Annotated in this window: 20 protein-coding genes, 1 tRNA gene and 1 pseudogene; 18 read left to right on the forward strand and 4 right to left on the reverse strand. The window is 68.7% G+C overall.

Translation table 11 applies throughout. From position 1 onward, the window contains the following. Nucleotides 1–3: 3 nt before the first annotated feature. From scpB to LYSCAS_RS15500, 3 genes and pseudogenes are all read left to right on the forward strand, one after another. Nucleotides 4–723: pseudogene (gene scpB, locus LYSCAS_RS15490) on the forward strand (SMC-Scp complex subunit ScpB); the annotation flags it as partial. A gap of 19 nt (nt 724–742) precedes the next feature. Then, nucleotides 743–2,470 (forward strand): pseudouridine synthase, encoded by a 1,728-nt coding sequence (locus tag LYSCAS_RS15495; protein WP_213434939.1) that lies wholly within the window; start codon nt 743–745, stop codon nt 2,468–2,470. Nucleotides 2,471–2,599: 129 nt separating this feature from the next. Further along, nucleotides 2,600–3,691 (forward strand): NAD(P)/FAD-dependent oxidoreductase, encoded by a 1,092-nt coding sequence (locus tag LYSCAS_RS15500; RefSeq protein WP_213434940.1) that lies wholly within the window; start codon nt 2,600–2,602, stop codon nt 3,689–3,691. Between the two features lie 8 nt (nt 3,692–3,699). On the opposite strand, the gene LYSCAS_RS15505 is transcribed toward LYSCAS_RS15500, so the two are convergent. From LYSCAS_RS15505 to LYSCAS_RS15515, 3 genes are all read right to left on the reverse strand, one after another. Further along, nucleotides 3,700–4,650: an NmrA/HSCARG family protein gene (locus LYSCAS_RS15505; protein ID WP_213434941.1), complete on the reverse strand. Its 951-nt coding sequence runs from the start codon at nt 4,648–4,650 to the stop codon at nt 3,700–3,702. 94 nt (nt 4,651–4,744) lie between these two features. Continuing rightward, nucleotides 4,745–5,542, reverse strand: coding sequence for an amidohydrolase (locus LYSCAS_RS15510; protein ID WP_213437880.1), 798 nt, complete (start codon nt 5,540–5,542; stop codon nt 4,745–4,747). Nucleotides 5,543–5,577: 35 nt separating this feature from the next. Next, nucleotides 5,578–6,726 (reverse strand): pyridoxal phosphate-dependent aminotransferase, encoded by a 1,149-nt coding sequence (locus tag LYSCAS_RS15515; RefSeq protein ID WP_213434942.1) that lies wholly within the window; start codon nt 6,724–6,726, stop codon nt 5,578–5,580. A 121-nt stretch (nt 6,727–6,847) separates the two neighbouring features. On the opposite strand from LYSCAS_RS15515, the gene LYSCAS_RS15520 reads away from it, so the two are divergent. The 15 genes from LYSCAS_RS15520 to eptA all read left to right on the forward strand — a co-directional run bounded on the left by LYSCAS_RS15520 (nt 6,848) and on the right by eptA (nt 18,147). Next, complete coding sequence (locus LYSCAS_RS15520) at nt 6,848–7,387, forward strand: DUF3293 domain-containing protein (protein WP_213434943.1); 540 nt, start codon at nt 6,848–6,850, stop codon at nt 7,385–7,387. A gap of 41 nt (nt 7,388–7,428) precedes the next feature. Beyond that, nucleotides 7,429–8,061: a heme ABC exporter ATP-binding protein CcmA gene (gene ccmA / locus LYSCAS_RS15525; RefSeq protein ID WP_213434944.1), complete on the forward strand. Its 633-nt coding sequence runs from the start codon at nt 7,429–7,431 to the stop codon at nt 8,059–8,061. Next, nucleotides 8,061–8,729 (forward strand): heme exporter protein CcmB, encoded by a 669-nt coding sequence (gene ccmB, locus LYSCAS_RS15530; protein WP_213434945.1) that lies wholly within the window; start codon nt 8,061–8,063, stop codon nt 8,727–8,729. The genes ccmA and ccmB overlap by 1 nt, the downstream gene beginning before the upstream one ends. Nucleotides 8,730–8,735: 6 nt before the next feature. After that, nucleotides 8,736–9,497 (forward strand): heme ABC transporter permease, encoded by a 762-nt coding sequence (locus LYSCAS_RS15535; protein WP_213434946.1) that lies wholly within the window; start codon nt 8,736–8,738, stop codon nt 9,495–9,497. Further along, entirely contained in the window at nt 9,494–9,685 is a 192-nt protein-coding gene (locus LYSCAS_RS15540) for a heme exporter protein CcmD (RefSeq protein WP_213434947.1), read from the forward strand. The genes LYSCAS_RS15535 and LYSCAS_RS15540 overlap by 4 nt, the downstream gene beginning before the upstream one ends. After that, complete coding sequence (gene ccmE / locus LYSCAS_RS15545; RefSeq protein WP_213434948.1) at nt 9,682–10,167, forward strand: cytochrome c maturation protein CcmE; 486 nt, start codon at nt 9,682–9,684, stop codon at nt 10,165–10,167. The genes LYSCAS_RS15540 and ccmE overlap by 4 nt, the downstream gene beginning before the upstream one ends. Then, on the forward strand, nt 10,168–12,126 hold the full coding sequence (locus LYSCAS_RS15550; protein ID WP_213434949.1) for a heme lyase CcmF/NrfE family subunit: 1,959 nt from the start codon (nt 10,168–10,170) through the stop codon (nt 12,124–12,126). It begins immediately after the preceding gene. Beyond that, nucleotides 12,123–12,689 (forward strand): DsbE family thiol:disulfide interchange protein, encoded by a 567-nt coding sequence (locus LYSCAS_RS15555; protein WP_213434950.1) that lies wholly within the window; start codon nt 12,123–12,125, stop codon nt 12,687–12,689. The genes LYSCAS_RS15550 and LYSCAS_RS15555 overlap by 4 nt, the downstream gene beginning before the upstream one ends. A 41-nt stretch (nt 12,690–12,730) precedes the next feature. After that, nucleotides 12,731–13,162 (forward strand): cytochrome c-type biogenesis protein, encoded by a 432-nt coding sequence (locus tag LYSCAS_RS15560; protein WP_407075190.1) that lies wholly within the window; start codon nt 12,731–12,733, stop codon nt 13,160–13,162. A gap of 8 nt (nt 13,163–13,170) precedes the next feature. Continuing rightward, complete coding sequence (locus tag LYSCAS_RS15565) at nt 13,171–14,190, forward strand: tetratricopeptide repeat protein (RefSeq protein WP_213437882.1); 1,020 nt, start codon at nt 13,171–13,173, stop codon at nt 14,188–14,190. After that, nucleotides 14,187–15,335 carry a homoserine O-acetyltransferase MetX gene (gene metX, locus LYSCAS_RS15570; RefSeq protein ID WP_213434952.1) on the forward strand — a complete coding sequence of 383 codons (1,149 nt, stop codon included), beginning with the start codon at nt 14,187–14,189 and terminating at the stop codon, nt 15,333–15,335. The genes LYSCAS_RS15565 and metX overlap by 4 nt, the downstream gene beginning before the upstream one ends. A gap of 3 nt (nt 15,336–15,338) precedes the next feature. Continuing rightward, nucleotides 15,339–15,941 carry a cysteine dioxygenase family protein gene (locus LYSCAS_RS15575; protein WP_213434953.1) on the forward strand — a complete coding sequence of 201 codons (603 nt, stop codon included), beginning with the start codon at nt 15,339–15,341 and terminating at the stop codon, nt 15,939–15,941. Between the two features lie 4 nt (nt 15,942–15,945). Next, entirely contained in the window at nt 15,946–16,398 is a 453-nt protein-coding gene (locus tag LYSCAS_RS15580) for a DUF2214 family protein (RefSeq protein ID WP_213434954.1), read from the forward strand. A gap of 50 nt (nt 16,399–16,448) precedes the next feature. Beyond that, a tRNA-Leu gene (locus LYSCAS_RS15585) sits at nt 16,449–16,535 on the forward strand. 13 nt (nt 16,536–16,548) lie between these two features. Beyond that, entirely contained in the window at nt 16,549–18,147 is a 1,599-nt protein-coding gene (eptA, locus tag LYSCAS_RS15590; RefSeq protein ID WP_213434955.1) for a phosphoethanolamine--lipid A transferase EptA, read from the forward strand. A gap of 12 nt (nt 18,148–18,159) precedes the next feature. Here the strand turns inward: eptA and LYSCAS_RS15595 are convergent, their stop codons facing one another. Then, complete coding sequence (locus LYSCAS_RS15595) at nt 18,160–18,783, reverse strand: phosphatase PAP2 family protein (RefSeq protein ID WP_213434956.1); 624 nt, start codon at nt 18,781–18,783, stop codon at nt 18,160–18,162. Between the last annotated feature and the right edge of the window lie 17 nt (nt 18,784–18,800).

Raw genomic sequence — 18,800 nt, forward strand, 5'->3', positions numbered from 1 at the left:
CCCATGGACCAAACCTTCATCACGCGCATCGTCGAAGCCGCCCTCATGGCGGCCAACCAGCCGCTCACCCTGGCGCAGCTGCACGGGTTGTTCTCGCTGGACGATCCGGCGCCGGACGATTCGGTGGAGCAGGCGCTCGAAACGCTGCGCGAGCAGTGCGCGGATCGCGGCGTGGAACTGGTGGAACTGGCGTCCGGCTTCCGCTTCCAGGTGAAGGCCGACGTGCATGCGTGGGTCGCGCGCCTGTGGACCGAACGCCAGACCAAGTACACGCGCGCCACGCTCGAAACCCTCGCGCTCATCGCCTATCGCCAGCCGATCACGCGCGGCGAGATCGAACAGGTGCGCGGCGTGGCGGTCAACAGCAACATCATCAAGGCGCTCGAGGAACGCGAATGGATCCGCGTGGTGGGCCACCGCGACGTGCCGGGCAAGCCCGCACTGTTCGGCACCACCAAGGGCTTCCTCGATTACTTCGGCCTCAAGCGCCTGGACGAACTGCCGCCGTTGTCCGAACTCAAGGACCTCGGCGAGCTCGAACCGCAACTGCAGTTCGAACCCGAAGCCGCGGCGTCCCTGCCCGTCGGCGACATGCCCATGGACGACAGCGTCATGGACGAACCCGCGATGGACGACGAAGCCATCGACGACCTCCCTTTGAACGACGCGCACGGCGTCGCCCCCGAAGCCCCCAACGATTACGAAGATGACGACGCCGAAACGGCCTCGTCGGAGCAGACCCATGAGTGAGCAAGACCGCCCGCGCAAGCTTTCGCTGAAGCGCGGTGCAACCGAAACGTCCGCCGACGCGCCCCGCCTCGAGGAGCGCCTGCACAAGGTGCTCGCGCAGGCCGGCCTCGGCTCCCGCCGCGCGCTCGAGCAGCGCATCGCCGACGGCCTGATCCGCGTCAACGGCAACGTCGCCCAGGTCGGCATGAGCGTCACCGGCGGCGACAAGATCGAAATCGACGGCCGCACGTTCGTCGCCAGCGCGCTGACCGAACCGGCGCGCGTGCTGATCTACAACAAGCCCGAAGGCGAAGTCACCACGCGCGAAGATCCCGAAGGCCGCCCGACCATCTTCGAATCCCTGCCCGCCCTGAAGGGTGCGCGCTGGATCGCGATCGGCCGCCTCGACATCAACACCACCGGCCTGCTGGTGCTCACCACCGATGGCGAACTCGCCAACGCGATGATGCATCCCTCCTTCGAAGTCGAACGCGAGTACGTGTGCCGCGTGCGTGCGCCCGAAGGCGAAGACACCGTGCCGGACAAGCTGGTCGACCGCCTGCAGCGCGGCGTGCTGCTCGACGACGGCCCGGCGCAGTTCAACGAAATCGAACGCCTGAAGGGCAACGAAGACGGATCGCACGACTGGTTCCGCGTGCTCCTCAAGGAAGGCCGCAACCGCGAAGTGCGCCGCCTGTGGGAATCGCAGGGCTGCCAGGTCTCGCGCCTGAAGCGCATCCGCTACGGCGACGTGTCGCTGCCGCAGCCGCTGCTGCGCGGCCAGTCGCAGGAACTCGCGCCCGACAAGGTCGCCGCGCTGCGCGCGAAGGTCGGCCTCGAAGAAGGCGCGCCCTCCTCGCTCACGCTGATGCCGGTGATCGGCCAGCGCAAGGCTGCCAAGTCGACGCTGCATTTCGGCGGCGCGAAGGGCGGCGGTTACGTCGGCGGCCACAACACGGCAGACGAAGGCCGCGAACTGCGTCGCTTCGACCACGTGCGCGACGATCGTCGCCCGGGTCGCGGCGGCAAGAAGCCGCATGGCGGTTTGACGGTCAGCGGCGAAGCCGCGGCGAATGCCGGCAACAAGGCGTTCAAGCCGAAGGGTCCGCGCCAGGCCGGCCAGCGCATGCGTCCGGGTGAATCGCGCGATGCGGGTGCGCCGAGCGAATTCCGCACGTGGTACGTGCCGGAAGGCGTCGCCACGGGTCCGACCGGCCATCGCAATCCCGATGGTGCGCGCGGTCCGCGCAAGCCCTACGGCAACAAGCCGGGCGGCGGCGCGGGTGGCCCGCGTCCGGGGGGTGGTGGTCCGCGTCCGGGGGGCGGCGGTCCGCGTCCGGCCGGCGCCGGTGGTCCGCGTCCGTACGGCAACGGCGGTGCAGCGAATCGCGGTGATGCGCGTGGTCCGCGCGGTCCCGGGGGTCCGGGCGGCGGCGGTGGCGGGCATCGTCCGTACGGGCATCCCGGCAACGCGCCGAGCTTCCCGTCCGATCACGCGAATCCCGGCGGTTTCAATCCGTACGCCGACAAGCCGCGTGGTCCGCGTCCGGCGGGTCCGGGCGGTCCGCGTCCTGGCGGCGCACGCCCCGGCGGTCCGCGTCCGGGTGGCGCACGTCCCGGCGGTGCGCCTGGCGGCCAGCGTCCGGGCGGTCGTCCCGGTGGTCCGCGTCCCGCGGGTCCGCGTCCGGGCGGTCCGCGCGGTGGCGGGCGTCCCGGTGGCGGTCGCCATTCGGGCGGCTGATCCACGGCGGCAATGACGAACGAAGGGCGCGCAAGCGCCCTTCTTCGTTTCCGGTGGCAAGCAGACTTCGTCGTCGCTTCACGTTCGCGCCATCGTCGCTTCGTCGCGGTTGGCGACGCTGCGCGCCACATGACCCATGACCGATTCGCCTTCGACCTGGTCGTCGTCGGCGCAAGCTTCGCCGGCGCGGCGTGCGCGCTCGCGGCCGCGCAATCCGGGCTGCGCGTATGCGTGCTCGAACGCAAGCGCGACCCCGGCGAAAAACTCCGCACCACCGGCATCATCGTGAAGGAGGCCGCCGAGCGCACGTTGCTCGGCGCGTTGCCCACCGACCTCGTGCGACGCGTCGAACAAGTGCGCCTCTACGCACCGAGCCTCAAGCAGATCGCGCTCGCCGCGCCGGGGTGTTACTTCCTGACGACGGATACGCCGGGCGTGATGCGCTGGCTCGCCACGCAATTGCGCAGCCATGGCGTCGACCTGCGACTGTCCACGTCGTTCCGCGATGCGAAGCGCATCGACGGTGGCTGGGACGTCGAAGGCATCGGCCGCACGCGCTTCCTCGTCGGCGCCGATGGGGCGCGCTCGCGCGTCGCCGAGCGTTGCGGGCTCGGACGCGTGCGCCAGTTCCTCTACGGCATCGAATACGAATTCCCGCACGCACGCCTCGCCGAACCCGATGCGCTGCACTGCTTCATCAGCAAGCGCTATGCGCCCGGTTACATCGGCTGGATCGCGCAGAACCCCGGCGGCGTGCAGGCGGGCCTCGCGTTGCGCCACGATCCGGCGAATGCACGCGTGCCGGATCTCGATGGGTTCCTGTTGCGCGTGGGTCGCGCCGGTGGATTGCCGTTGCGCCTCACGCCGGGACCGACCCGCGCCGGATTGATTCCGTGCAGCGGCCCGGTGTGGCCGCTCGCGAGCGAAGGCGTGATGCTCACCGGCGATGCAGCGGGCATCGTGTCGCCGGTCACCGCGGGTGGCATCCATTCTGCATGGGAGCACGCATGGACCGTGGGCCGCGCGGTGGCCGCGCACGTGCGCAACGACGGGCCGCGCCCCGAAGCCATCGCGATCGAGGCCGCGCCGCGTTTCCGCGCCAAGCGTGCGTTGCGCTGGGCCTTCGACCGCATGCCGTTCGACTGGCCCTTCGACCTGCTGCTGCATTCGCCGCCCCTGCGATGGGCGGCGGAGCAGGTCTATTTCGGCGTTCGAAGATAGCGCCTCGGTTATTCCAACGGAATCCTCGAAGCATTCTTCTCCAGCCACTGCGAAAACGACTGCAGCTGCGGATTCAACTTGCGCGTCGCCTCCACGTCCCGCGGCGCGCGGAACTCGCTTTCGAAATCGCGGTAGTACTGGAACATGTTCCCCAGGTCGTCCGCGCCCGGGAACCCGAACCCGCGATAGTCCGCCGGCGACACCGCCGCATGCTTCACCTCGCGTCCCAGCGCCTTGGTCAGCGCCGCGGCCATCTCCTTGCCGTTGAGATGTTCGCCCGCAATCGACACCTGCTTGCCGATGTAGCGATCGCCCGCCTTGAAGATCCCGTACGCACTGCGTCCGATGTCCTCGGCCGCCATCGCCGGCATCTTCGCGTCGTCCATCGGCAGCACGAACTGCAGCGTGCCGTCGGGGCCGGGCTTCGGGCCCATGCCGAAATGGATGAGGTTGTCCCAGTAGAACGACGTGCGCAGGTAGGTCGTGGGCACGCCTGCTTCGGCGAACAGTTTGTCGGCCTCGCCCTTCGCATCGAAGTGCGGGACCTTGTACTTGCCCTGCAGCGTGGGCATGCGGTCGTCGCCCAGCGGCACGCGTTCGCGCGTGTCTTCCAGCGTGGACCACACGACGTGCTTGACGCGCACCGCCTTCGCCGCGCGCGCCAGGTTGCGGGCCTGTTCGTATTCCTTCTCGGGCGAGAAGTGTTCCCAGAAGTTGGTGACGAAGAACGCGCCGTCCGCGCCGCGCAGCGCGTTTTCCAGGCTGGCTTCGTCGTCGAGGTCGGCCGCGACCACTTCGGCGCCGGCGGCCGAAAGCGCACGCGCCTTCTCGCCGTCGACGTGGCGCGTGAGGGCGCGGACGCGGAAACCGCCATTGGGATCATCGAGGATGGCGCGCACCAGGCCGCCGCCCTGCGCACCCGTGGCACCGACGACGGCGATCAATTGCTTCTCGTTCATTGCGGGGGATTCCCTTGGGGAGTTCCCGCATTGAACGCCACAAATGCCCGTGGTGCGGCCACGCATGGCTGCAACGTATCGTTGCAGCGGCCGCTCAGGTCAGCGTGAATGCATCCGCATCGAGCATCGCGGGGAAGCGTTCGCGATGCGCCAGCAATTCCCGTGCCGGCAGCGTGGTGGTGACGACGAGTTCCTCGTCCGTGCATTCGCTCAGCGGCCGGCCGAGGAAATCGATGACCGCGCTCTCGCCGTCGTACTTCAGCCCGTTGCCGTCGGTGCCGACGCGATTGAGGCCGGCGACGAAACACAGGTTTTCGATCGCGCGGGCGCGCAGCAACGTGCGCCAGGCATACGAACGCGCCGCGGGCCAGTTGGCCACGTACAGCAGCAGGTCGTAGTCCAGCCCCTGCGCGCGTTCGACGTCGTAGCGGTTGCGCGAATACACCGGGAAGCGCAGGTCGTAGCAGACCAGCGGGCAGATGCGCCACCCCATGTAGTCGATGGTGAGGCGGTCGCGGCCGGAGGCGTAGCGTTCGTGTTCCTTCGCGTAACGGAACAGGTGGCGCTTGTCGTAGGTGTGCAGCGCGCCTTCGGGCGTGGCGAAGCACAGGCGGTTGTAGACGCCGTCGCCGTCACGGATCTGCACGCTGCCGCATACCGCCGCCCCCAGCGCGTACGCCTGTTCGCGCAGCCACGCGATCGTCGGGCCGTCCATCGTTTCGGCCTGGTCGATCGCGTCGTTGCTGAAGCCGCTGGTGAAGGTTTCGGGCAACAGCACGAGGTCGGTCTGCCCATGCAGCGGCGCGAGCAGGTGGCCGTAGTACGCGCGGTTCGCTGCCGGGTCGTGCCAGCGCGTGTCGCCCTGCACGAGGGAAATTCGAAGGTCCTGCATCGCCTTGGAGTGCTCCATGGGTTGCGAAGGCGGCGTCAAAGCTTGCGCAGCCGGTCGATGGCCGCGTCGAGCGTGGCCTGGTTTTTCGCGAAGCACAGGCGCGCCAGGCGCTGGCCCGGCGGCGGCGTTTCGTAGAACGGCGACAGCGGGATGGCCGCGACGCCATGCTCGGTGGTGAGCCAGCGGCAGAACGCGAGATCGTCCAGATCGCTGACCGCCGAATAATCGACCAGCTGGAAATACCCGCCCGGCACCGGCAGCGGCACGAGGCGCGTCTCGCGCAACTGCGCGGCGAAGTGGTCGCGCTTTGCTTCGTAGAACGCCCCCAGCGTGTCGTAGTGCGCCGGGTCGCGTTCGATCATTTCGGCGAACGCATGTTGCGCCGGGGCGAAGCTGCAGAAGGTGTTGTACTGGTGCACCTTGCGGAATTCGGCGGACAAGGCGGGCGGCGCGATGCAGTAGCCGATCTTCCAGCCCGTGCAGTGGTAGGTCTTGCCGAAGCTGGAGATGACGAACGCGCGCTCGCGCAGCTCCGGGTAGCGCAGCACCGATTCATGGCGCGCGCCGTCGAACACGATGTGTTCGTACACCTCGTCGGACAGCAGCACGATCTCCGTGTCGCGCAGGATATTGGCGACTTCCGCCATGTCCGCCTGCGACAGCATCGCGCCCGACGGGTTGTGCGGGCTGTTGATCATCAGCATGCGGGTGCGCGGGGTGATCGCGGCGCGCACCAGGTTCCAGTCGGGCGCGAACGTGCGCGGATCCAGCGGCACGTGCACCGCGCGCGCGCCGGCGAGGTCGATCGCCGGTTCGTAGCAGTCGTAACACGGGTCGAGCACGATGACTTCTTCGCCCGCGCGCACGACGGCGTGGATGGCATCGAAGATCGCCTCGGTCGCACCGGAGGTCACCGTGACTTCGCGATCCGCATCCGGGCGCCAGCCGTACACGCGCTCGGTCTTGTTCGCGATGGCGCTGCGCAGCGCGGGGATGCCCGTCATCGGCGCGTACTGGTTGTGGCCGGCGCGCATCGCGCGATCCAGCGATTCGACCAGCAGGTCGGGCACCGGGAAATCCGGGAAGCCCTGGCCCAGGTTCACCGCCTGGTGCTCCATGGCCAATTGGGACATCACCGTGAAAATGGTCGTCCCGACCCGGGGCAGCTTGGTGTCGATGTGCATGGGCCTTCCGTGCGCTTGTGGTGGCGGACTCGTGAGGATCGGTGCCGGAATCGTTTGCAAAGGGCGCCGATGCGTTCACCGGAGTTTACGGAGCCCAGCCCATGCGTTAAACCTGCCCGCCATGTCCCTCCAGAACGATTTGCGCATCGCGACCCTGCTCGATGCGTACCACGCCGCGGAATACCGCTGGGAACTCGACGGCGAATGGCGTGCCTTGCGCATCGGCCACCGCGCGCCCGAGCTCGAAGCCTTCTTCCCGCAGAGCCAGCACTTCGGGCTGCTGTCGGCGTGGGACCCGCATTCGGTGCCGCGCCCCGAGGCCGTGAATCGCCGCGCGGACGAAGCCCTGCACACCGCCCTGCTCGCGAGCGAACTGCCGTTCCGCCCGGGCTTCTGCTCCGCCCCCAACCGCAGCTGGCGCGAGCCGAGCTGGGTGGTGATGGACATGCCGGACGAAGAATTCGACCGCCTGGCCCTGCGCTACGGGCAGCTGGGCACCCTGGTCTGGAACCGCGGCGAAGCGATCCGCCTGCGCATGTACGCGCAACAGCCGCTGATGGCCAAGCCGCGCGAATTCGTCGAGTGGTGCGGACAGCTCGCCCATGCCCGCGCGCCCGCCGGCCAGCCCAAACCGGGCAAATCGGGCGTCCCCAGCCGCTAGAATGGCGCCCCCGGCCGAACCCGGCCGTTCGCACCGACCCGATGTCCATCGCCCCGCCGCTGCTTGCCGCACGCGGCCTGCGCTTCGCGCGCAACGAACAACCGGTGTTCGGCCCCCTCGCGCTCGAAGTCGACGCGGGCGAAGCCTTGCTGGTGCAAGGCGACAACGGCGCGGGCAAGACCACGTTGCTGCGCGTGCTGGCCGGATTGCTGCGGGCGGATCACGGCGACGTCGAGATCGATGGCCAGGCGGCCGACACCAGCCGCCGCTCGCGCGCGATCGCCTACCTCGGCCATCTCCCGGCGCTGAAGGCCGACCTCTCCGCGCTCGAGAACCTGCATTTCCTGTGCGGCCTGCATGGCCGGCGCAAGGGCCAGCTGCCGGCGCACGCGCTCGCGCTGGTGGGCCTGGCCGGTTACGAAGACACCCTCGCGCGCCAGTTGTCCGCGGGCCAGAAGAAGCGCCTGTCGCTCGCGCGCCTGTGGCTGTCGCCCGCGCCGCTGTGGCTGCTCGACGAGCCCTACGCCAACCTGGACCTGGAAGGCATCAACCTCGTGAACCGCATGGTGCAGGCGCACCTGCGCGAAGGCGGCGCGGCGCTGCTCACCACGCACGGCGCCTACGCAGCGCCGCCCGTGCGCACGCGCATGCTGCAACTGGAGCGTGCGACGTGATGCGCCAGGCCGCCTTCGCCCTGCTCGCCCGCGATTCGCGCCTGCTGTGGCGCCGCCGCGGCGATGCGCTGCAACCGGCCCTGTTCGCGCTGCTGGTGGTCGTGCTGTTCGCGCTCGCGCTGGGCGGCGAGGCACAGGCGCTGCAACGCGTGGCCGCGCCGGTGCTGTGGGTCGCCGTGCTGCTGGCGGGCCTGCTCGCGCTCGACACGCTGTTCCGCGGCGATGCCGAGGACGGATCGCTCGAACAATGGATGCTCGCGCCGGTGCCCCTGGCGTGGCTGGTGCTGGTGCGCACCGCGATCCACTGGGCCAGCACGTCGCTGCCGCTGGTCATCGCCACGCCCCTGCTCGGCGAACTGCTGCACCTGCCGCGCGAACAACTCCCGGCGCTGATGGCCTCGCTGCTGCTCGGCACGCCGCTCCTGAGCCTGCTGGGCGCGGTGGTCGCCGCGCTGACCGTGGGCATGCGTCGCTCCGGTATCCTTGTCGCGCTGCTCGCGCTGCCGCTGTACGTGCCCGTGCTGGTGTTCGGCGCGGGCAGCGTCGCGCTCGCGGCGCAGGGCCAGGACGCCCTCGCGCCCCTGCTCTACCTCGGCGCCGGCCTCGTGCTGGCGCTGGTACTGGCCCCGCTCGCCGCAGCCGCGGCGATCCGAATCGCTCTCACGTAGCCGCCCATGCATCCGCTCGTCCGCTGGTTCCACCAACTCGGGTCGCCGCCCTACTTCGATCGCTTCGCCGCGCGCTGGGCGCCGGTGGCGTACGTGCTCGCCGTGCTGGTGGGCGCGTACGGGATCTGGGGCGCGCTGTTCCAGGTGCCCGCCGATTACCAGCAGGGCGACAGCTTCCGCATCCTCTACATCCACGTGCCGAGCGCGTGGATGAGCATGTTCGTGTTCGGGCTGATGGCGTTCTACGCGGCGATCGCGCTGATCTGGCGCATCAAGCTGTGCGAAATCCTGGCGATGGCCTGCGCGCCGATCGGCGCCGCGTTCACGGTGATCACGCTGGCCACCGGTGCCATCTGGGGCAAGCCGATGTGGGGCACGTGGTGGGACTGGGATCCGCGCCTGACCACCGAGCTGATCCTGCTGTTCCTGTATCTCGGCGTGATCGGCCTGTACAACGCGATCGAAGACCGCCGCAGCGCGGCGCGCGCGGCCGGTTTGCTCGCCATCGTCGGCGTCGCGCTGCTGCCGGTCATCCGCTATTCCGTGGTGTGGTGGAACTCGCTGCACCAGGGGCAGACCATCAGCCTGTTCGGCAAGTCGCACATGGACCCGAGCATGCTGCCGCCGTTGTTCGCGATGATCATCGCCACCAAGTTGTGGTTCATCGGCTCGCTGTTGATGCGTGCGCGCGCCGACAACCTGCGCCGCGAAGCCGGCAAGGACTGGGTGCTGCGCCTGGCCGGCGGCGCCCCGGAGCGTGCGCGATGAGTTACCGCGATTACGTCATCGCCGCCTACGCGGTGTTCGGCCTCGTGCTGGCGTGGGATTTCATCGCGCCGCGGCTGGACGTGCGCCGGCAGTTGCGCGCCGCGAAGTTGCGCGCCGCGCGCGCCGCCGCGCGCCCCGAGATCAACGAATTGAGCAGAACACCTTTGCAGAGCGACTCCATCGAATGAACCCCACCCGCAAGCGTCGCCTCTGGTACGTGCTGGCGCTGGTCGTCGCCGCCGGCATCGCCACCGCGCTCGTCGCGTATGCGTTGCAGCGCAACGTCGCGTATCTGTACACACCGTCGGAAGTGCTGACGGGCAAGGCCGGCGACGCGGTGTCGTCGGGCCAGGCGCGCTTCCGCCTCGGCGGTATGGTGCAGGGCGGTTCGTTCAAGCGCGCGACGGGCTCGATGGAAGCGCACTTCAGCGTGGACGACGGCGATGCGCAGATGCCCGTCGTCTACACCGGCATCCTCCCCGACCTCTTCCGCGAGAAGCAGGCCGTCATCGCCACCGGCCGCATGCGCGGCGGCACCTTCGTCGCCGAAGAGGTCCTGGCCAAGCACGACGAGACCTACATGCCGAAGGAAGTGGCGGACAAGATGGGCATCGCGCACCGCAAGCACGACGTGCCGGCGGACGCCGCCGCCGCACAGGCCACGCAGTAAGTGCTGCCCGAACTCGGACAAATCGCGCTCGTCCTGGCGCTGCTGGTCGCGGCGATGCAGGCGGCGTTGCCGCTCGCCGGTGCGCAGCGCGGTCGCGTGGCGTGGATGGCGGTCGCGCGGCCCGCGGCCTACCTGCAGTGGGCGCTGGTCGCACTGGCGTTCGGCCTGCTCGCGCATGCGTTCGTCGTGCAGGACTTCTCGTTGAAGTACGTCGCGGTGAACAGCAACACGCTGCTCCCGCTGGTGTATCGCTACACCGCCGTGTGGGGCGCGCACGAAGGCTCGCTGCTGCTGTGGGCGCTGATCCTGGCGACGTGGACGGCCGCAGTCGCGTTCTTCTCCAAGTCGTTGCCCGACGTCGTGATCGCGCGCGTGCTGGGCGTGATGGGCCTGGTCGCGGTGGGCTTCCTCGCGTTCCTGCTGTTCACCAGCAATCCGTTCGAACGCCTGCTGCCGGCCGTGCTCGAAGGTCGCGATCTCAACCCGCTGCTGCAGGACCCGGGGATGATCATCCATCCGCCGATGTTGTACCTGGGCTACGTCGGGTTCTCGGTGCCTTTCGCCTTCGCGATCGCGGCGCTGCTGGACGGCAAGGTCGATGCGCGCTGGCTGCGCTGGACGCGGCCGTGGACGAACGTGGCGTGGGGCTTCCTCACTTGCGGCATCGCGCTGGGTTCGTGGTGGGCGTATTACGAACTGGGCTGGGGCGGCTGGTGGTTCTGGGATCCGGTGGAGAACGCGAGCTTCATGCCGTGGCTCGCCGGCGCGGCGCTGCTGCATTCGCAGGCGGTCACCGAGAAGCGCGGCAGCTTCCGCGGCTGGACGCTGTTGCTGGCCATCGCCACATTCTCGCTGTCGCTGCTCGGCACCTTCCTCGTGCGTTCGGGCGTGCTGACCAGCGTGCATGCGTTCGCGGCGGATCCCACGCGCGGCCTGTTCATCCTGTTGTTCCTCGGCACGGTCGTCGGCGGTTCGTTGCTGCTGTACGCACTGCGCGCGCCGGACGACAACGACGGCGCACCGTTCGCCGCCAGCTCGCGCGAAACGCTGCTGCTCGCCAACAACCTGCTGCTGTCCACCGCCTGCGCGATGGTGCTGATCGGCACGCTGTATCCGCTGCTCGCCGATGCGCTGTCGCTCGGCAAGATCAGTGTCGGGCCGCCTTATTTCGCGTTGCTGTTCACCGTGCTGATGGCGCCGCTGGTGTTGCTGCTGCCGTTCGGGCCGCTGACGAAGTGGCAGCGCGAACAGGCCTCGCGCCCGTTCGCGATGCTGGTGCCGTGGGCGGGACTGGCGATCGGCGTCGGCATCGCAACGTTCTTCCTCGCCAAGCAAGGGCCGTGGAAAGTCGCCGCCGGTTTGGCGGGCGCGACGTGGGTGGCGGCGGGCACCGCGCGCTTCCTGTGGTCGCGCTTCGAACAACGCGGGCGTGCGTTCACCGCCGAAATGCTCGGCATGACGCTGGCGCATACCGGCGTGGCGGTGTTCCTCGTCGGTGCGTTGCTGGTCGAAGGCCTGTCGCAGCAGCGCGAACTCGCGCTCGCGCCGGGTGAGTCGGTGGCGCTCGGCACGCATCGCTTCGAATTCGAAGGCGTCGAACATCGCCGCGGCCCCAACTACGAAGCGGACCACGGCACTGTGCGCGTGTTCGACGGCGACCGCGAACTGACGACGCTGCATCCGGAAAAGCGCGCTTACGCCAGCGGTGGCCAGGTGATGACGGAAGCCGGCATCGCGCCGGGCTGGCGCGGTGATCTCTACGTCGCACTCGGCGAGCCGCTGGGCGGCGACGCGTGGGCCGTGCGCGTGCATTACAAGCCGTTCGTACGCTGGATCTGGTTCGGCGCGGCGCTGATGGGGCTGGGCGGATTCGTGACCGCGACGGATCGGCGATTCCGCAAGGCCGCGACGCAGCCTGCACCGCAGACGAGTGCGCAAGTCGCGGAATCGCGCGCATGAGCAAGCCCAACGCCGCACGCTTCCTCCCGCTCGCCATCTTCGCCGCGCTCGCGCTGTTGCTCGCCGCCGGCGTGTGGCTGAGCCGCAATCCCGATCGCGAAGCGCTGCCCTCGCCGCTCATCGACAAGCCTGCGCCGGCGTTCGCGCTGCCCGTGCTGCACGAGCCCGGCCGCACGGTCACGCTCGCCGATTTTCGCGGCGCACCGTTCGTGCTCAACGTGTGGGGCAGCTGGTGCCCGTCGTGCCGCGACGAACATCCGGTGCTCACGCGCTTCGCCGAAACCAAGCGCGTGCGCATGGTGGGCTTCAACTGGAAGGACGATCGCGAGGACGCGCTGCGCTGGCTCGGGCAGTTCGGCAATCCGTACTGGCTCGTGGTCGCCGACGTCGAAGGCAAGGCGGCGATCGACTGGGGCATCTACGGCGCACCGGAAACCTTCCTCGTCGATGCGAACGGCGTGATCCGCTGGAAGCACGTGGGCCCGCTCACCGATGCGCTGATCCAGGGCGAACTGGTGCCGGCGCTGGATGCGATCGATCCGCAACCGGGGGCGGCGCGATGAGGAAGCTGTGGTACGCGCTGATCGGGTTCACCGCGTTCGCCGTGACCGCGGCCCTGTTGCTCGCGCTTGCGCTGGGTTCGGGCGAAGCGAAAGCCCAGGTCGGCACCGACGTCGCTCCGCTCGAATTCCGCGACGCGCGCGAAGAAGCCCGCTTCCACGCGCTCGTGTCCGAACTGCGCTGCGTGATGTGCCAGAACCAGTCACTGGCCGATTCCAACGCGCAGATCGCCTTCGACCTGCGCCACGAAGTGCTCGACCTGATGCGCGAAGGCCGCACCGACGCGCAGATCAAGGATTTCCTCGTCGCGCGCTACGGCGAGTTCGTGCTCTACCGCCCGCGCGTGGAAACACGCACGTGGCTGCTCTGGCTCGGGCCCGGCCTGCTGCTGCTCGGCGGCGGCTTCGTCGTCGCGCGCATCGTGCGCCGGCGCTCGTCCAGTCCCGTCGCCGACGACGCTTCGCAGGAGTGGTGATGGCGCCGATGGCGATGTTCTGGGTGTGCGCGTGCGTGCTGGTTCTCGTCGTGCTCGCGTTGTTGCTGCGGCCCCTGTTGCGCGAATCGCGCGGGATCGCGGCCGCGTTCGCGGTCGGCATCGCCGTGGCGGCGTTCGCGCTGTATCGCGTGGTCGGCACGCCGGCGGCGCTCGAACCGCAGGCTACCGTCGCGATGCCCGAAACGCTGGACGACGCGATCAAGCAGATGCAGGCGGAACTGGCGAAGAACCCCAACCAGCCCGAAGGCTGGCGCCTGCTCGGCCAGGCCCTGTCGAATTCGCAGCGCCTCACCGAAGCGCGCGATGCGTTCGCGCACGCGGCGAAGCTGGCGCCGCAGGAACCCGACGTGCTCGTGGAAGCCGCACAGGCGCGCGCCATGACCGCACCGAACCGCACGTTCGACGCGCAAGCGGTCACGCTGCTCGAAACCGCGTTGCAGGTGCAGCCGCAACACCAGCGCGCGCGCTGGTTCCTCGGCATCGCGCAACGCCAGGCGGGCAAGGACGCGGAAGCCGCGCGCACGTGGGAGCCGCTGCTCGCCGTGGTGGATGCCTCGACGACCGCGTCGTTGCGCACGCAGATCAATGCCGCGCGCGTTGCCGCCGGTGAAGCGCCGCTGCCCGAAGCCACGCCGGTCGCCTCCGCACCGCCGTCCCAAGGCCTGCGCGTTCGTGTCGCGCTGGACCCCGAATTCGCCTCGCGCGTGCGCCTGCGTGGCGATGCCACCGTGTTCGTGATCGCGCGCGCCGCCGGCGGCCCGCCGATGCCGGTCGCGGTGGAACGCCACACGCTGCAGGACCTCCCGCTCGACATCGTGCTCGACGACGGCGACAGCCCGATGCCGACGCAGAAACTCTCCGCGTTGCGCGAAGTGGAAGTGCTCGCGCGCATCTCGACGTCGGGCGACGCGCTGCCGCAGGAAGGCGATATCGCTTCGACGCCCGTGCGCGTCACCTTGCCGGCAAAATCGCCCGTGGACCTGACCCTGGGACGCGCCAGCCCATGACCGAATTCATCCCCCCCGGCACGCAATTCCACGCCCTGCCCTCGCCCTTCGCGATGAAGCGCGGCGGCGCGTTGCACGGGGCGCGCGTGGCCTACGAAACCTGGGGCACGTTGTCGCCGTCCGCGGACAACGCGGTGCTGATCCTCACCGGCCTCTCGCCCGATGCGCATGCCGCGTCGAACGCGGGCAACCCGGAGGAAGGCTGGTGGGACGCGATGGTCGGGCCCGACAAGCCGATCGACACGAATCGCTGGTTCGTGGTGTGCGTGAATTCGCTCGGCAGCTGCAAGGGATCGACGGGTCCCGCGTCGATCGATCCGGCCACCGGCGCGCGCTACGACCTCGACTTCCCCGAACTGTCGATCGAAGACGGCGCGAACGCCGCGCATTCGGTGGTCACGGCGCTCGGCATCCAGCGCCTGGCGTGCGTGATCGGCAATTCGATGGGCGGCATGGTGGCGCTGGCGTACCTGTTACTGCATCCGGGATCGGCCGCATCGCACATCAACATCTCCGGCGCACCACGCGCGTTGCCGTTCTCCATCGCGATCCGCTCGCTGCAACGCGAAGCGATCCGCCTGGATCCGAACTGGAACCACGGGAATTACGACGAGACGACGTATCCCGAAGCCGGCATGCGCATGGCGCGCAAGCTGGGCGTGATCACGTATCGCTCGGCGCTGGAATGGGATGGCCGCTTCGGGCGCGTGCGCCTGGATTCGGACCGCCGCGACGACGAGGATCCCTTCGGCCTGGAATTCGAAGTGGAGAGTTACCTCGAAGCCCACGCCCGCCGCTTCGTGCGCCGCTTCGATCCCAACTGCTACCTCTACCTCAGCCGTTCGATGGACTGGTTCGACCTGGCCGAATACGGCGACGGCTCCGTGGAGACCGGCCTCGGCCGGATCCGCGTGGAGCGGGCGCTGGCGATCGGCGTGGCCACGGACATCCTGTTCCCGCTCCAGCAGCAGGAACAGGTGGCGCAGGGCCTGCGCGCGGGCGGTGCTGCCGCTGAGTTCCTGCCGCTGCCGTCCCCGCAGGGCCACGACGCGTTTCTCGTGGACATTGCCCGTTTCGGACCGGCGGTTCGCGATTTCCTCTCGGGCCTGTCGGTACAATCCGCCGCGTCCACCCGCCGGGCCTGACCCATGAACGCGTGTTCCGAGCTCGAGTTCCACAACGTCGATTTCCGTGGCCGCGACAAGCTGGTCGCCGCGATCGACGAGGCCGTCGTGGCCGGGGACGAACACGCCGTCACCTCCGCGCTGCGCAACGCGCTGTGCCGGATGATCAAGGACCGCGACGTGCAGCTGCCCGACTGCGTCCACGAGCCCATCGTCGACCACTATGCGCGCCGCGAGCTCTACCGCAGCCCGCAGCACGGCTACAGCGTCGTGGCGATGACGTGGGGCCCGGGACAGGGCACGCCGGTGCACGACCATTCCGGCTTGTGGTGCGTGGAAGGCGTGTGGGACGGCGAACTGGAAATCACGCAGTTCGAATTGCTCGAACGCGACGGCGAACGCTTCCACTTCCGCGCCGCCGGCGGCATGCACGCGGGCCCCGGCAGCGCCGGCAGCCTGATCCCGCCGCACGAGTACCACACCATCCGCAACACCAGCCCGGACCAGGTCGCCATCTCGCTGCACATCTACAAGGCGCCGATGGAGTGCTGCTCGAAGTTCGTACCTGCCAAGGGCGAATGGTTCGTGCGCGAAAACGCGACGCTCGCCACCGACGAAGCGGCCTGACCGCATGGCGACCGACCTCGCGCTGGCCGCCCTCCACCACCTCCTCGTTTTCGCCCTCACCGCGATGCTCGTGTCGCAGGCCGTGCTGTTGCGCGGCGAACTGCGCGCCGACACCGTGGGCCGCCTTGCGAAACTCGACGCCGGCTACGGCCTCGTCGCAGGCCTGCTGCTCGCCGTCGGCGTGTGCCGCGTGTTCTTCGGCCTCAAGGGCCCGGACTTCTACCTGCACAACCCCTGGTTCCATGCCAAGGTCGGCACCTTCGTGCTGGTCGGGTTGTTGTCGATCCTGCCGACCGTGCGCTACGCGCGCTGGCGGAAGGCGCAGAAGACGCAGCCCGGGTTCGTCCCCGATGCGGCCGCGCTGGCCGGCACGCGGACGATCCTGCGGATCGAACTGGCGGGCCTGGCCGTGATCTTCGTGCTGGCCGCCGCGATGGCGCGGTACGGCGGATTCTGAAAGCGCGCGGGTTCTGAAGCGCGCAGAGCCCGGCTATACTGCGCGCCCGCGCCGGAATGGCGGAATCGGTAGACGCAGCGGACTCAAAATCCGCCGCCCTTAAAAGCGTGTGGGTTCGAGTCCCACTTCCGGCACCACCAGGGCCTCTGCATGACGCCCCGGAACTTCAGCTTCCATTGCTCGCATCCGACGTTCGTCGCAGCCTTCACCGCGGCGAACCTGGTCCTCTTCGGCTGGCCGCTGTATACCTTCGCCCTGTCCACCCTCGATCCCCGCAGCGCGTCCGGCCTGGCGTGCCTGCTGGTGCTGACCGTCGTGCAAGCCGTGCTGATGGTGATGACGCTCGCGGCGGTATCGCTGTTGTCGCTGCGGACGATGAAAGCGCTGTGCATCGTGCTGCTCGTCGGCAACAGCCTCGCGCTGTACTTCATCGACACGTACCACGTGCTCCTCGACAAATCGATGATGGGCAATGTCTTCGCGACCGACCGCGCGCAGACGTTCGAACTCTTCCATCCGAAACTCCTCGTGTACGTGCTCCTGCTGGGCGTGCTGCCCGCGTGGATCGTGGCGAAGACCGTCATCCTCGACGCACGCCGGCGCGCGCGCCTGCGCGTGCTGGTGATCGCGGGCGTGCTCGGATGCGTCGTGGTGTATGCGGGATCGTCCACTTGGTTGTGGTTCGACAAACACGCCAGGTCCCTGGGCGGGTTGATGCTGCCGTGGAGCTATCTCGCGAACACCGTCCGCCTGTTCGACGACCGAGCTGCGTCCCAGCGTGCGCAGGCGCCGCTGCCGGCCCTGCATTTCCTGGCCGACGCGCATCCGGACCGCAAGACCATCGTCGTGCTGGTGATCGGTGAATCGGCGCGCGCAAGCAACTTCTCGCTCTACGGATACAAGCGAAACACCAATCCCGAACTTGCCAAGGCAGGCGTGATCGCGCTTCCCGATGCGCACGCCTGCGCCACGTACACGACCGCGGCGATCCGCTGCATGTTGTCGTCCATCGGCAGCGATGCGCCGGCGCGCGTCAGCCAGGAAACCTTGCCGAACTACCTGCAGCGCCACGGCGTGCAGGTGATCTGGCGGACCAACAACTGGGGCGAGCCGCCCTTGCATGTCCAGTTGTTCCAGCGCGCCGACGACATCCGCAAGACCTGCACGGGCATCGGGTGCGATGCACTCGGCCACGACGACGTACTGCTGTATCAACTGCGGGACATGCTGGCGCGCTCCGCGTCCCGGCGCATCTTAGTCGTGCTGCACCTGGCAGGCAGCCACGGCCCGACCTATACCAAGCGCGTGCCGCCCGCCTTCGCGCGTTTCCAGCCGGCGTGCGAATCCGTGGACCTGGGCGCGTGCAGCCAGGCCGCACTCGTCAACGCGTACGACAACACGATCCTCTACACGGACCATGTGCTGGCCGAAACGATCCACGTCCTGCAGGCGGTGCCCCAGAGCGATTCCACGATGCTCTACCTCTCCGACCACGGAGAGTCGCTGGGCGAGCATGGTTTCTATCTCCACGGCGCACCCAATGCGATCGCACCGGATGTCCAGCGCGTCGTGCCGTTCCTCGTGTGGATGTCGCCGGGCTTCAGCGCATCGCGACACGTTTCCGCCGGGGACCTGCGCGCGAAGCCACCGTTCGGCGACGACAACGTTTTCCACAGCGTCGTCGGCGCCTTCGGCGGGCGCAGCGCGGTCTATAAGCCGGAGCGCGATGTCTTCAATCGCGCAAATTGAATCCCCGCGGCGTCAGAACTCCTTCTGATACCCGACCATCATCCCGCCGCCCGGCAGGTAGCCCAGGATGAGCGGCGTCTTGCGGTGGTGCGCGTAGATGCCCCACGCCACGCCGATGCCCGCGCCCACGAGCACGTCGCTCTGCCAATGCCCGTGGACCTTGACGCGCGCGACGGCGTCGTAGACCGGAAGCACGGCGAGTGCGTATACCCAGGGATGGTCATGGCCGTACTCGAGCATGAAGGGCGTGACCACCGAGGTGATTTCGGCGACTTCGCCGCTGGGAAAACTCTGGTGCCCCGCCCCGTCGAAGAAATCGCACGAATCGGCGTTCTGGCTGGGGCGCTCGCGCGAGAACACGTACTTCATCGCCGTGGTCGTGCCGGCCGTCAGGATCATGGAATCGAACGCCTGGTCGAACGTATGACCCATCCGCGAATCGTTGTCGGTGAACAGCGCGCCGCCGATCACGGTGAGCGCGACGCCTGCCGCGAGTTGCTTCTGGTAGTCGCGGTTCCAGATCCCCGAGTCGTCGTAGGTCACGACATGGTCGATGGGCTTGAACGGGCAGAAGGCCAGCGCCGGGACCGGCGCGAACAGCAGGAGCGCAAAGCAAGCGTGGCTGCAGGGGCGCATGGCCGACCTCCCGGTTG

The organism is Noviluteimonas caseinilytica (genome assembly GCF_018406605.1).
Classification (GTDB): Bacteria; Pseudomonadota; Gammaproteobacteria; order Xanthomonadales; family Xanthomonadaceae; genus Noviluteimonas; species Noviluteimonas caseinilytica.

Bases quoted from the DNA above. Each gene is read 5' to 3' on its own strand.
- LYSCAS_RS15595 (WP_213434956.1), bottom strand. From the start codon at position 18,783: ATGCGCCCCTGCAGCCACGCTTGCTTTGCGCTCCTGCTGTTCGCGCCG.
- LYSCAS_RS15580 (WP_213434954.1), top strand. From the start codon at position 15,946: ATGGCGACCGACCTCGCGCTGGCCGCCCTCCACCACCTCCTCGTTTTC.
- ccmE (WP_213434948.1), top strand. From the start codon at position 9,682: ATGAACCCCACCCGCAAGCGTCGCCTCTGGTACGTGCTGGCGCTGGTC.
- LYSCAS_RS15515 (WP_213434942.1), bottom strand. From the start codon at position 6,726: ATGCACATCGACACCAAGCTGCCCCGGGTCGGGACGACCATTTTCACG.
- LYSCAS_RS15540 (WP_213434947.1), top strand. From the start codon at position 9,494: ATGAGTTACCGCGATTACGTCATCGCCGCCTACGCGGTGTTCGGCCTC.
- LYSCAS_RS15575 (WP_213434953.1), top strand. From the start codon at position 15,339: ATGAACGCGTGTTCCGAGCTCGAGTTCCACAACGTCGATTTCCGTGGC.
- eptA (WP_213434955.1), top strand. From the start codon at position 16,549: ATGACGCCCCGGAACTTCAGCTTCCATTGCTCGCATCCGACGTTCGTC.
- LYSCAS_RS15555 (WP_213434950.1), top strand. From the start codon at position 12,123: ATGAGCAAGCCCAACGCCGCACGCTTCCTCCCGCTCGCCATCTTCGCC.
- LYSCAS_RS15505 (WP_213434941.1), bottom strand. From the start codon at position 4,650: ATGAACGAGAAGCAATTGATCGCCGTCGTCGGTGCCACGGGTGCGCAG.
- metX (WP_213434952.1), top strand. From the start codon at position 14,187: ATGACCGAATTCATCCCCCCCGGCACGCAATTCCACGCCCTGCCCTCG.
- LYSCAS_RS15500 (WP_213434940.1), top strand. From the start codon at position 2,600: ATGACCCATGACCGATTCGCCTTCGACCTGGTCGTCGTCGGCGCAAGC.
- LYSCAS_RS15535 (WP_213434946.1), top strand. From the start codon at position 8,736: ATGCATCCGCTCGTCCGCTGGTTCCACCAACTCGGGTCGCCGCCCTAC.
- LYSCAS_RS15510 (WP_213437880.1), bottom strand. From the start codon at position 5,542: ATGCAGGACCTTCGAATTTCCCTCGTGCAGGGCGACACGCGCTGGCAC.
- LYSCAS_RS15520 (WP_213434943.1), top strand. From the start codon at position 6,848: ATGTCCCTCCAGAACGATTTGCGCATCGCGACCCTGCTCGATGCGTAC.
- ccmB (WP_213434945.1), top strand. From the start codon at position 8,061: ATGCGCCAGGCCGCCTTCGCCCTGCTCGCCCGCGATTCGCGCCTGCTG.
- ccmA (WP_213434944.1), top strand. From the start codon at position 7,429: ATGTCCATCGCCCCGCCGCTGCTTGCCGCACGCGGCCTGCGCTTCGCG.
- LYSCAS_RS15495 (WP_213434939.1), top strand. From the start codon at position 743: ATGAGTGAGCAAGACCGCCCGCGCAAGCTTTCGCTGAAGCGCGGTGCA.
- LYSCAS_RS15565 (WP_213437882.1), top strand. From the start codon at position 13,171: ATGGCGATGTTCTGGGTGTGCGCGTGCGTGCTGGTTCTCGTCGTGCTC.